Origin of the sequence: Isoptericola sp. NPDC060185, from assembly GCF_042728595.1 — a bacterium.
Taxonomy (GTDB): domain Bacteria; phylum Actinomycetota; class Actinomycetes; order Actinomycetales; family Cellulomonadaceae; genus Isoptericola.
On record NZ_JBHWYY010000019.1, the window covers coordinates 21,025 to 32,981 of the forward strand.

General features: G+C 74.4%; 10 protein-coding genes. 2 read left to right on the forward strand and 8 right to left on the reverse strand.

The window, feature by feature from the left end:
• Positions 1 to 223 precede the first annotated feature (223 nt).
• The 4 genes from ACFWDO_RS09115 to ACFWDO_RS09130 form a co-directional block, all read right to left on the reverse strand.
• Entirely contained in the window at positions 224 to 1,618 is a 1,395-nt protein-coding gene (locus ACFWDO_RS09115) for a DUF222 domain-containing protein (RefSeq protein WP_380317718.1), read from the reverse strand.
• A 75-nt stretch (positions 1,619 to 1,693) separates the two neighbouring features.
• Positions 1,694 to 2,218, reverse strand: a complete 525-nt coding sequence (locus tag ACFWDO_RS09120; protein WP_380317715.1) for an O-acetyl-ADP-ribose deacetylase — start codon at positions 2,216 to 2,218, stop codon at positions 1,694 to 1,696.
• Positions 2,219 to 2,256: 38 nt separating this feature from the next.
• Positions 2,257 to 2,505 (reverse strand): PspC domain-containing protein, encoded by a 249-nt coding sequence (locus ACFWDO_RS09125; protein ID WP_380317712.1) that lies wholly within the window; start codon positions 2,503 to 2,505, stop codon positions 2,257 to 2,259.
• Between the two features lie 96 nt (positions 2,506 to 2,601).
• Positions 2,602 to 3,540, reverse strand: a complete 939-nt coding sequence (locus tag ACFWDO_RS09130; RefSeq protein ID WP_380317709.1) for an aminoglycoside phosphotransferase family protein — start codon at positions 3,538 to 3,540, stop codon at positions 2,602 to 2,604.
• Positions 3,541 to 3,592: 52 nt separating this feature from the next.
• Between ACFWDO_RS09130 and ACFWDO_RS09135 the strand changes: the two genes are divergently transcribed.
• Entirely contained in the window at positions 3,593 to 4,483 is an 891-nt protein-coding gene (locus ACFWDO_RS09135) for an endo alpha-1,4 polygalactosaminidase (protein ID WP_380317704.1), read from the forward strand.
• Between the two features lie 94 nt (positions 4,484 to 4,577).
• Positions 4,578 to 4,973 carry a hypothetical protein gene (locus tag ACFWDO_RS09140; protein ID WP_380317701.1) on the forward strand — a complete coding sequence of 132 codons (396 nt, stop codon included), beginning with the start codon at positions 4,578 to 4,580 and terminating at the stop codon, positions 4,971 to 4,973.
• Here ACFWDO_RS09140 and hrpA read toward each other — a convergent pair.
• The 4 genes from hrpA to ACFWDO_RS09160 form a co-directional block, all read right to left on the reverse strand.
• Positions 4,954 to 9,303: an ATP-dependent RNA helicase HrpA gene (gene hrpA / locus ACFWDO_RS09145; protein WP_380317698.1), complete on the reverse strand. Its 4,350-nt coding sequence runs from the start codon at positions 9,301 to 9,303 to the stop codon at positions 4,954 to 4,956. The two genes, ACFWDO_RS09140 and hrpA, sit on opposite strands and share 20 nt — an antisense overlap.
• Positions 9,304 to 9,493: 190 nt before the next feature.
• Positions 9,494 to 10,435, reverse strand: coding sequence for a CPBP family intramembrane glutamic endopeptidase (locus ACFWDO_RS09150; protein ID WP_380317695.1), 942 nt, complete (start codon positions 10,433 to 10,435; stop codon positions 9,494 to 9,496).
• Entirely contained in the window at positions 10,422 to 11,192 is a 771-nt protein-coding gene (locus tag ACFWDO_RS09155; RefSeq protein WP_380317692.1) for a CPBP family intramembrane glutamic endopeptidase, read from the reverse strand. The genes ACFWDO_RS09150 and ACFWDO_RS09155 overlap by 14 nt, the downstream gene beginning before the upstream one ends.
• A 126-nt stretch (positions 11,193 to 11,318) precedes the next feature.
• Entirely contained in the window at positions 11,319 to 11,873 is a 555-nt protein-coding gene (locus tag ACFWDO_RS09160; protein WP_380317689.1) for a VanZ family protein, read from the reverse strand.
• Positions 11,874 to 11,957 lie beyond the last annotated feature (84 nt).

Sequence of the window (11,957 nt, forward strand, 5' to 3'; positions counted from 1 at the left end):
CTGCCCCGGACGAGGTGCCCCTCCCGGCGACGTTCGGCGACTGGTACGACCTGGCCGCCACGCATCTCGGCGTCGCCGAGCGCCGCGACAGCGGGGCGTCGCGGCTGTTCGCGGGCCTGCTGCTGGTGCTCGCGTGCACGCTCGGCCTGGGCGTGTTCGCCGGCCCGCAGCGGCGCCGCGTGTCCGTCGGGTTGTCCGTCCGTCGGGTCGCCCGTCTGTCGGGTCATCTGTCCGCCGGGTCGCTCGTCGCGGCGTTGCCGGTCGGTGGATCCGGCCAGCGTCTGCCTGTGGGGTCTGATGGCGGGTCGTGGTGCGTCCGCCCGGTCGGAGAGGTCCAGGTGGCGACGCCGTCCGGCCCCAGGCTGCTATGCCATGCCGTCTGGTGTTTCAGCACGTGATGATGACGGCACAGGTGGGTCAGGTTGCCCGCGACGGTGCGCCCGCCGTCGGACCACGCGACCACATGGTCGACGTCGCACTGCACCGCCCGGCGGGAGCAGCCGGGGAACCGGCAGACGCCGTCCCGCGCCCGGAGGAAGGCGCGCAACGCAGCGGGAACGGTGTAGGTGCCGGGGTCGGTGGTGAGGACGCGCCCGTCGACGGGGTCCACGAGCAGCCGACGCAACGACGGTGCGGCCGCCGTGAGCAGTGCCGCGGTCTCCGCGTCCATCGGTCCGTGGCCGTCGAGCTCGGCGGCCTCCTCCGCGTGACCGAGCAGCGACAGCACCGGCACCGTCACCCGTACCGCCGGGACGATCCGGCGCGCGATCTCCGACAGGCGAGGTACGGACGTCGCGCTGCCCGCGTCCGTGCCGTCGGCGGACGTGCGACGTTCGGGCGTGCCTGTGAGGAGCAGGTCACCGAGGGCGTCGGCGCGAAGCTGCGCGCGTGTGCGGCTGTCGCCGTGCTCCTGTGCGCGCGATGCGGCGCTGGTGAGGCGGTCGTAGGCGGCGTGGGCGACGTGCGCGGGCAGGTGGGCGGTGAGCCAGGCCATGCCGTCGGCACCTGGGTCGACGTAGACGGCCCTCGACTCCGCGGCTCGGCGATGACGCTCCGCGAACGCCTCCGGGTGGACGAGGTCCCGGGCGCGACGGAGGCGTCGGCGCAGCTGTGGCACGGTGCACGTCGTCGCGCGGGGGAGCACGGCGGCCTCGACCCGGGCACGCGCGTGGGGGTCCGGGAGGTCGGCCAGGGTGTCGGCGATCGCGGTCGCGTGCGCGAGGGAGACGCTTCCCTGGGAGAGCAGGTCGAGGGTGGCCCGTCCAGGTTCACCCGCCTCGACCACCAGCGTGCGGGCGGTGTCGAGGAGGTGCGAGGCGGTCTGCTCGGTGAGGTGCAGGGCGGTGGCGAGGTCGGCGGTGAAGGCGCGCCGCGCCAGGTCGTGACGGCGTTCGGCTCCTGCGCGGTTCAGCGTGACGTCGTCATGGGCGAGCAGCTCGGACTCGGCACGCGCCGCAGCCACCCGCGCGCGTTCCACGGCGACCAGCTTGCGCGCCTCGAGCGCGTCGACGTGCCGCTGGAGCTCGACGGCTTCGTCGATCGCGGTCGACGCGTGCGCGAGCGACGGCGCCGCAGGGGGCAAGTCGGCGGGGCGCGATGTCGGCACGGTGTCGAACATGTGTTCGACCCTAGCGGGTGCCCCGGCGCCCCACAAGGGTGTGGACAGCCGCCTGTGGACAACCGTTCCCGCAGGTCAGGCGGACGCGAGGGTCTGTTCGAAGGCGGCGAGCACGGGCGCGTTGAAGAGGACGAAACGGACCTCGTCAAGGGCGGCGGGGTTGGCGTCGTCCCAGGTCCGGACGGCGGTGGTGGCGGCCTGCGCCACGTCGTCGGCCGCCCAGCCGTAGACGCCGGCGCCGACGGCGGGGAACGCGACGCTCCGGGCGCGCAGGTCGGCCGCGACGTCGAGCGACCGGGTGAAGCACGAGACGAGCAGGTCGGGGTCGGTCTCGCCCGCGTGCCGGTTCGGGCCGACCGTGTGGATCACCCACGCGGCGGGCAGGTCGAAGCCGGGCGTGGCGACCGCCTCGCCGACCGGCAGCCCGGCGGGCAGGGTGCTGGCGCGCAGCTCGCGGCACGCTGCGAGGAGTCGCGGCCCGGCGGCCGCGTGGATGGCGCCGTCGACCCCGCCGCCGCCCAGCAGCGACGAGTTCGCGGCGTTCACGATCGCGTCCACGGCGACGGTGGTGATGTCGCCGCGCTCCACGGAGACGTGCACGGTTCCTCCTCGGGGTGGCACCAGGTCGGGCGGCGCGCTCAGGCGGCGCGCAGCGCCTTGTCCTCGTCGGGCATGAGGATCCACAGCACGATGTAGGCGAGCACCTGCGGGCCGGGGATGAGGATCGACGCGACGGCGAGGACGCGGACGAGGCCGCGGCTCCAGCCGAGGTAGTCGGCGAGGCCCGCGCAGACGCCGCCGAGCACGCGGCCGAACTTCGGCCGGAACAGCTTGCGGCGGGGGGCGGGGGCGGGCTGGACGTACGGGGTCGAGGTGGGAGTGGTCATGTCTCGACGGTACGAGCGGCCCCGCGCGCTCGGTATCGGGTTCTCCCCCGGTTCGACCCTGAGGATTCGACCCTGAGGATCCGACCCCGACCCCGGTCAGGCCACGGCCGCCGCGACCCTCCGCTGCGACGCCCGGGCGAACTCGGGCCAGCGGTCCCAGTAGTAGGGCAGGGCGATCACGCCCTGCACCAGGGTCCACCCGCGCCCGCGCTCCCAGGCCCCGTCGTCGAGGTCGCCGCCCGGCCCGGCCCCGGCGGCCTCGCGGAACGCGTCGCGGTCCCGGCCGGAGAAGAGCCACCAGGCGGGCGGCAGGTCAGCCGCCGGGTCGCCGACGCCGAGGGCGCCCCAGTCGATGACGGCGGTCAGCCGGCCGTCCCCGCCGGTGCCGTCCACCAGGAGGTTGCCGGGCATGAGGTCGCCGTGCAGCCACGTGCCGGGCACCGGGTCGGACGCGGCCTCCAGCGCGCGGTCCCAGGCCTTGAGGACGGCGGGGCCGTCGACGCGGTCGCCGGCCTCGGCGGTGGCGCGGCGGACGTCGTCGTCCAGGCGGGCCAGCGGTACGCCGCGGCCCGTGCCGTCCTTGACCGGCCCGTCCGTCGCGTCGACGGCGCGCAGCGCGGCGACGAACGTGCCCAGGTCGGTGGCCGCGGCGGCGGGGTCCAGGTTCGGGGTGGCGCCCGGGTCGAGCGGGTCGGCCACGGCGGCGCCGGGCACCCACGGCACCACGGACCAGTGGAACGGGTACGCGTCGTCGGGCTCGCCCACGGCCAGCGGGGCGGGCACCGTCAGCGGGACGTGCGGCGCGAGGCGGGGAAGCCAGCGGGCGTCGGCGAGCGCGTGCTCCCCGGCCCACGCGATCTTCGGCATCCGCGCCACCAGGGCGTCGTCGTCGCCGCCGAGGCGGAACAGCAGGTGGTCGGTGCCCGACTCCCGCACCGGGGTCACTGCCAGTGAAGCCCACTGCGGGTGCTGGGCCGCGACCAGGCGGCGGACGTCGTCGGCGGTGACGGGGACCTCGTCGTCGTGCAGCGTCATGGCCCCGACCGTAGACGCGCCCGCCACCCCGCAGCCAGGCGATACTCGTGCGGTGCGGGGAACGGCGGCGGTGCTCAGGTCCGTGCTGGTGACGACGACGGTGGCGCTCGCGGCGGCCGCGTGCGACCCCGTCGCATCGCCGTCCGCGGGCCCCTCCGCGCCGCCGTCCACCGGGCCGGAGGCACGCCCCGAGGTCGAGCTGCCGCCCACGACGGGCGCGCTCGACTACCAGCTCGGCGGAGCGTCCGACGCGGGAGAGGCCGGCGGGACGGCCACTATCGACGTGGTCGTCCGGGACGCGACGGACGACCCGCTGCCTGGCGCGTACAACGTCTGCTACGTCAACGGCTTCCAGACCCAGCCCGGCGAGGAGGGCCGCTGGGTGGGGCGCGAGGACCTGCTGCTGCACGACGCGGACGGCGAGCCCGTCGTCGACCCGGACTGGCCCGACGAGCGTGTCCTCGACCCGTCCACCGCGGAGCAGCGCGAGGGGATCCTCGCGGTGCTGGGCCCGGTGGTCGAGGGGTGTGCGGCGGCGGGGTTCGACGCCGTGGAGCTGGACAACCTCGACACCTGGACCCGGTTCGACGCCGTCGACGAGGCGGGCGCGCACGCCCTCGCCCGCGCGTACGTGGACCTGGCGCACCGGTCCGGGCTGGCCGTCGCGCAGAAGAATGCCGCCGAGATCACCCGCCTCGCCCACGACGACCTGGGCTTCGACCTCGCCGTCACCGAGGAGTGCGCCGTGTGGTCCGAGTGCGCCGCCTACACCGACGTCTACGGCGACCACGTGCTCCAGGTCGAGTACCCGGACGCGCTGGAGGCGGCGGGCCTGACGTTCGACGAGGTGTGCACGCTCGAGGACCGCGCGCCGCTCACCGTGCTGCGCGACCGGGACCTCGTCGCGGCGGGTGCCGAGGGGTTCGTGTACGACGCCTGCTGACCGCCTCGCAGGGCCGCTCGCCGGCACGGCTGGTGCGCGCCGTCACCAGCCGCGAGGATGAAAGCACCGACGGCGGCCGAGGAGGGCGCGACCCGTGAGCTGGTACGCGATGGTGCTGGGAGCCCTGGGCGCGTGCGCCCTGGCGGGGGCGATCACGTCCGTCCCGGTGCTGGTGTCGCGGTGGATGCGGTGGCACGTCGGCTGGTTGCGGGCCGCCGTCGTGCTCCTCGTGGTGTACCCGGCGCTCCTGCTCGGCCCCGGGGACGCGCTGCCGGTGCTCGCGCTGCCGGCCCTCGTCGGGATGACGCTGGGCGAGTGCCTCGCCTGGGCGCACGTCGCCCGCGCGCACCCGCTGTTCACGCGCGAGGGGTACTGGGGCCGCGTCCTGACCCTGCTCGGGCGGCTCGGGGTCGCCGGCCGCGTGGCGGCCGACTACCGGGCGGCGGCCCGCGTGCTCGGCGCGGCCCCGGTCACCAGCCCCCGGGGCTGAGGACCTTGCGGATGCGCTTCTCGCTGACGGCGCCGTCGGTGCCGAGCTGCTGCGCGAACAGGGAGACCCGCAGCTCCTCGATCTGCCACCGCACCTCCGCGAGCTCGGCCGCGCGGGTCGGGTCGGCGGGCCCGGCGGCGTACGCGGCGCGGGCCTTGTCGTAGGCCTCGGTGACGTCGTGCACGCGCCAGGCGAGCTCGGCGTCGCGCGCAGGGTTCGTCTGCGCCTTCTCCAGCCGGTACGACGCGGCCCGCAGGTAGCGCACCAGGTGCGGCAGGCGCCGCGGCGGCGTCTGGGCCATGAAGCCGTCGTGGATCAGGCCGGCCACATGGTCGCGGATGTCCTGCAGCGTGTTGAGCAGCGCGAGGGACGACGACGAGCGCACCTCGCCCTCGACGGTCCGCCACGCGGTCAGCGCGGCGACCACGTGCCCGACGATCCGGTGCACCTCGTCCTCCAGGTGCCGACGCACGAACGCGCGGGCGTCGGCGTACGCGTCGGCGTCGCGGACCTGCTCCGCCACCGGGCCGCCGACGGGGGTGCCGGGTGCCTTCGCCGCGTCGGGGCTGGTCAGCGCGATGACGGCCGCGAGCTGCAGGTCGGACACCAGCGCCTCGGTGTTCCGGTAGGGCGCGGCGGCCAGCGTCAGCGACTGTGTCGACGACCAGCGTGACGTCACGCGCCCCGTCTGCAGCGCCGTCTCCGCCAGCAGCAGGCGCCGCACCCCGCGGGCGTGGGCGGCGTCCCGGCCGCTCGCGTCGGCGAGCACGCGCAGGGCGACCGACGGCCGGCGCTTCGCATCCTCTTCCTCGACCAGGGCGGGGTAGCCCTTGACGACGACGCCGCCGCCGAGGTCGGTGGACACGGAGTCGGGCAGGGCGCCGTCGGGCAGGCCCTCCGGCCAGGTCGTGAGGCCCGTCTGCTCGGGCACGACGGCGCTCGCGCCGCCCGTCGCGGTCGGCGCGGGGATGGTGGGCGCAGGCTTGCCCGGCGTCGGCGCGGGGGTCGCGGAGGCCGGCGTGCCCGACGAGCGTCGCGCCTCCTCGAGCGCCAGCCCGACGGCGCCCTTGACGGCCGCGCGGACCGCGGCCTCGGCCTGTGCCGCGAGCCGGCGCTGCAGGGACAGCAGGTCCTTGGACTCGTCGAGCGGCGTCGCGGCAGACCTGGGGCCCTTGCCGCGCGACTTCCCCCGACCCTTGCCCTTCGCCGGGGCGACGGGGGCCGCGGCGGCGTCCTCGACCCGGAACGTCATGCGCAGGTGCGCGGGCAGGCGCTCCACGCGCTCGGCGTCCCACACGTCGTCGGGGATGACGACGTCGCGCAGCGCCCGGACGGCGCGCGAGAACGCGGCGTGGAACGGCTCGGCCATGTCGCCGGCGCGGGTCATGTCCTCCCACGACGGCGTGTTCTCGCGCAGCCAGCCCGCGACGGCACGGCCGACGTCCGGCGCGGGCACGAGCTGCACGCGCACGGCCTTGGGCAGCGACTTGATGGTCGCGACGCACAGCTCGTCGAGCAGGCCGGGCACCATCCAGTCGAAGCCCTCGGGGGCCACCCGGTTGAGGATCGACAGCGGGACGTGCACGGTGACGCCGTCGGCGGCCGCGCCGGGCTGAAACTGGTACGTCAGCGGCAGCGTGACCTCGCCCTGCGTCCACGTCTCGGGGAACTCGGAGGTGTCCACGGCGTCGGCGTCGACGAGCTGGTCGAGCGTGAACGTCAGCAGGTCCGGCGTCTCGCGCTGCGCCCGCTTCCACCACCGGTCGAAGTGGGCGGCGCTGACGACGTCGTCGGGCACGCGCTCGTCGTAGAAGGCGAACAGGTCGTCCTCGGAGGCGACGAGCCCCCGCTGGCGCGAGCGCGCCTCGAGCTTCTCCGCCTCGGCGAGCAGGCGCCGGTTCTCGGCGAAGAACTTGTGGTGCGTGGTCCACTGCCCCTCGACGAGCGCGTGCCGCACGAACATCTCGCGCGCAGCCTCCGGGTCCACCTTCGCGAAGAGCACGGGGCGGTCGGCGACGATCGGCACCCCGTACAGCAGCACCTTCTCCGTGGCCATGGCCGCGCCCTGCTTGGTGGACCAGTGCGGGTCGGAGTACGTGTGCTTGGCCAGCGGCCCGGCGAGCTCCTCCGCCCACTCGGGCTTGATGCGGGCGACGTCGCGCGCCCACAGGCGGGACGTCTCGACGAGCTCGCCGGCCATGATCCACTCCGGCGGCTTCTTGCTCAGCGGCGAGCCGGGGAAGATCGCGAACCGGGCGCCCCGCGCACCGACGTACTCGTTGCGGGCGCGCTTCGCCGCCTGCCGCAGCGCGCGGGCGCGCGCCTCGCCGCGCAGGTGCGCCACCGACGACGCCTTGATCTCGCCGGTGTCCTGCATGCCGATCTGGCTGAGCAGCCCGGCCAGCAGCGATCGGTGGATGGTGTCGTCGTCCCAGACGTGTTTCAGGTCGGCGTCCGACTCGGCCCCGGGTGCGTCCGAAGTCGGGTCGGACGCCTTGCGGCGCGCGGGGCCGGTGGGGGTGTAGCGCATGTCGATGCCGAGCGGCTTGGCCATCTCGCGCAGCTGCGCGACGACGTCCTGCCACTCGCGGATGCGCAGGAAGTTCAGGTACTCCGCCTTGCACAGGCGGCGGAACGCGGACGAGCCCATCTCGTGCTGCTGGCCGCGCACGTACTCCCACAGGTTCAGGGCCGTGAGGAAGTCCGACTTCTGGTCGGTGAACCGGGCGTGCAGCTGGTCGGCCTGCGCGCGGGACTCGGCCGGGCGCTCGCGCGGGTCCTGGATGGACAGCAGGGCCGCGATGATCGCGACCTCGCGCGCGACGCCCTGCTTGGCGCCCTCGATGATCATGCGCGCCAGGCGCGGGTCCATCGGGAGCTGCGCCAGCGTGCGGCCGACGTCGGTGAGCCGCGTCGCGCCGTCCTTCGTCTCCAGCGCGCCCAGCTCGGACAGGAGCTGCACGCCGTCGCGCACGGCCCGCGTGTCCGGGGGCTCGACGAACGGGAACTTCGCGACGTCGTCGGGGGTCTTCACGACGCCGACCGAGATCATCTGCAGCAGCACCGATGCGAGCGACGTGCGCAGGATCTCCGGCTCGGTGAACTCGGGCCGACTCTCGAAGTCGTCCTGCGAGTAGAGCCGGATCGCGACGCCGTCCGCCACGCGGCCGGACCGCCCGGAGCGCTGGTTGGCGCTCGCCTGGCTGATCGGCTCGATCGGCAGCCGCTGCACCTTGGTGGCCTTGGAGTAGCGCGAGATGCGCGCCGTGCCCGGGTCGACGACGTAGTGGATGCCCGGCACCGTCAGCGACGTCTCCGCGACGTTCGTTGACAGCACGATCCGTCGGCCCGGGTGCGACTGGAAGACGCGGTGCTGCTCGGCCGCGGACAGTCGTGAGTACAGCGGCAGGATCTCGACGAAGTCCGGCCGCTTGGCGTCCCGCACGCGGTCCTTGAGGTGTCCCTCGAGCGCGTCCGCGGCATCGTGGATCTCCCGCTCGCCGGAGAGGAACACGAGGATGTCGCCGGGGCCCTCGCGCATCAGCTCGTCGCAGGCCTCGACGATGCCCGTGACCAGGTCCTTCTCCTCGCCCTTGGCCTTCTTGGGCTGGTCCGGGTCCGTGTCCGGGGAGAGCGGGCGCCAGCGGATCTCGACCGGGTAGGTGCGCCCGGTGACCTCGACGACGGGCGCGGCGTCGGGCAGGACGTCGACGACGGCCTCGGGAGCCCCGCCGACCTCGGCGAGGTGCGACGGCGAGAAGTGCGCGGCGAAGCGCTCGGAGTCGATCGTCGCGGACGTGATGACGAGCTTGAGGTCGGGACGCCGTGGCAGCAGCCGCGACAGGTAGCCCAGCAGGAAGTCGATGTTGAGCGACCGCTCGTGCGCCTCGTCGATGACGATCGTGTCGTAGGCGAGGAGGTCCGGGTCCCGCTGGATCTGGGCCAGCAGGATGCCGTCCGTCATCACCTTGACGAGCGTCTCCTCGCTCGAGGTGTCGGTGAACCGCACCTGGTAGCCGACGACGCCGCCGAGCGGCGTCCCCAGCTCCTCGGCGACGCGCTCGGCGACGCTGCGGGCCGCGATCCGCCGCGGCTGCGTGTGCCCGATCTGCCCCGCCCGGCCGCGGCCCAGCTCCAGCAGGATCTTCGGCAGCTGCGTCGTCTTGCCGGAGCCCGTCTCGCCCGCGACGACGACGACCTGGTGGTCGCGGATGGCGGCCGCGATGTCGTCCCGGCGTGCCGAGACCGGCAACTGCTCGGGGTAGACGATCGGCGGCACCTCGACGGCGGCGCGGATCGCGGCGGCCTTCTCCAACTGCTCGCGGTTCACCCGGCGCGGGCCCGCCTTTCGGGGGCCTCGGCCCTGCCCGCGTCCGCGCCCTCGGCCACGACCCCTGCCGTGTCCCCGGTCCTGGGAACGACGCGCACCGCCGTCGTCCGACGACGACTGCGGTGCGGGGCTGTGCTCGGTGCTCACGACGTCCCATTCTCTCAAGCCCCGCAAGGTGATTCGTGCCCGGCTACGCGGCGACCGTCGCGCCCGTCGCCGCTCCCGTCCCCGCGCCGCCGTCGGGCCGCGCCAGGTACCGGCGCAGCGCGACGAAGGCGACCGCGACCACGACCGCGAGCACCACGGTGAGGTACACGCTCGCCTCGGTGCCGAACTCGCCGCCCGTGAGGGCCGCACTCGACCCGTCCGCGGGGGCGAGGCGCACGAGCGTGTTGTCCCGGGCCTCCCCGCTCACCGCGATGCCGAGCACGTTGCCCTGCACCATGTTCCAGCCCGCGTGGATCCCCATGGCCGTCCACAGGGTGCCCTGCCGCAGCACGAGCAGGCTCACGAAGATGCCGAACAGCGTGATGTTGAGCTTCGCCAGGAGGTTGCCGCCGGGGTGGATGAACGCGAACAGCGCCGCGAGGAGCACGACGGCCAGCCAGGCGGGCCACGAGTACAGGTGCCGCTGCAGCAGGAAGCCGCGGAACACGATCTCTTCGCTGCTGCCCTGGATCAGCCAGATCGGCAGGGTGGCCAGGACGAGACCCAGGGCTCCCGTCCGCGTGAGCGTCCCCGGCCCGCCGTCGACCACGACCAGCTGCCCGGACAGGATCGACGGCAGCGCGCCGAGCGTGACGAGCGCCCCGCCGAGCACGAGACCTCCCAGCAGCCGGGCCCACCAGCGGCGGTCGCGCAGCCCGAGCGACCCTGCCGGGCGCCGCTCGTAGAGCACCACCCACAGCAGCACGATGGCGATGGGCCACAGGTCGGTGACGCCCTCGATCACCTGCGACGCGAAGCTGGACAGGTCGTTTCCGTGGCCGGTCGCGATGCGGATGCCGGCGCCGATCACCACCTGCACCACCAGCACGGCGAGCACGATGCCGACGACGTACGTCAGCCAGATCGGCGTCCGGCGGCGGCCCTCGTCGATCGCGCGGACGAACGGCAGGTCACGGACGCGCACCGTCGGCGCCCTCCGCCTCGACGGCAGGGGTTGCATCGGACGCCGTGCGCTCGTCGGCACCGCGGATCACCCACGCGACCACGGCGAGCCCGAGCAACCCGATCAGCGGGGTGGCGAGGCCCGCGACCGGCACCGTCTCGTCGTCGACGAAGTTCACCGTGAACACCGACACGTCCCACAGCCCGTGCAGCACCATCGACCACACCAGCGAACCGGTGACGCGCCGCAGGATGTAGAACACGGTGCCGGACCCGGCCGCGATCAGGGCCTGGAGCAGCGCCTTCTCGGGCGCCAGGCCGGAGACGGTGTTGGCCAGGTGCATCGCGCCGAACAGCAGGGTGCTCAGCAGCCACACCCCGGCCTCCCGGTAGCGCGAGCGCAGGGCGACCAGCAGGACGCCGCGGGCGGCCAGCTCCTCGCAGAATCCCACGCCGACGCCGAGCAGCAGCAGCGCGATCAGGAAGGAGGCGTCGAACGCGGACCACTCGGTCTGTGCGAAGCTCACCAGCGCGAGCATCGCCATGAGGACGGGCACGACGACGGGCCACCGGCGCGCGCTGGGATGCCGGTCGTGCAGCGCGGGCCGCCACCAGCCGAGGGCGGTCGTGACGGCGACGAGGTAGACCGCACCGACCACGAACGACGGCACCGTGACGCGGTAGATCGACTCCGCGCTCGCCCCCACCTCGTCGAACGGCACCCCGGAGATCTCGGCCACCACCACGACGATCACCAGGTACCCCACGAGCACCGCCACCCCGATCCATGCACGAGGCCGTACGCGCACGACACCACCAGCCTTCCGCTCGACGTTCCCGGACGTGCACGGCTCCGTCGCCGCGCCTTCATCGTCGGGGCGGTCGGCGCTTCCCGCGACCGGACGTCACGGCGCCCGGCTGACGGCGACGTCGCCCGGAGGCGGCCCGGAGAAGCTCACCGGCGAGGCGACGAAGAGCCCCGCCGCGAGCACGGCGAGCACCGTCCCGGCGGCGCACCACCGGGTCACGACCGTCGCCGCCCGGGCCTGGAGGGTGCGGCGCGCGAGGACCACGACCCCGAGCCCGGCCAGGCCGCCCGCGGTGTTGACGACGACGTCGGTGACGTCCGAGCTCCCCACCGCCAGCACGTACTGCGCGACCTCGAGAAGCGCGCTCGCGCCCGCGAGGGTGCCGGCGACCTTCCACCACGGCCACGCCGGCGCGAGGAGCCCGAGGTAGACGCCGAAGGGTAGGAAGATCACGAGGTTCAGCATCAGCTCGACGGGCTCGCTGGCACCCGCGTGGGCGGTGGCCACGAACGGCACGAGCTTGACGACGCGCTGCCCCGCCTCGCCGGTCCAGGGGACGCCGAGCTTCCACAGCACGAGCCACGTGAGCAGGACGAGGTACGTCGCGAACAGCAGGGGCAGGAGCCGCGGGCGCGGCGCGGGGACGGTCATCGCCCCAGCCCACCCGTCGCCATGTTGCGGGAGCGTATGCGAATCACGCCGCGCCGTGTGGCGATGCTCGAGCGCGACGACGTA

Excerpts from the sequence above, each read along its gene's own strand:
- ACFWDO_RS09115 (WP_380317718.1), bottom strand. The coding sequence starts at position 1,618 with ATGTTCGACACCGTGCCGACATCGCGCCCCGCCGACTTGCCCCCTGCG.
- ACFWDO_RS09125 (WP_380317712.1), bottom strand. The coding sequence starts at position 2,505 with ATGACCACTCCCACCTCGACCCCGTACGTCCAGCCCGCCCCCGCCCCC.
- ACFWDO_RS09130 (WP_380317709.1), bottom strand. The coding sequence starts at position 3,540 with ATGACGCTGCACGACGACGAGGTCCCCGTCACCGCCGACGACGTCCGC.
- ACFWDO_RS09160 (WP_380317689.1), bottom strand. The coding sequence starts at position 11,873 with ATGACCGTCCCCGCGCCGCGCCCGCGGCTCCTGCCCCTGCTGTTCGCG.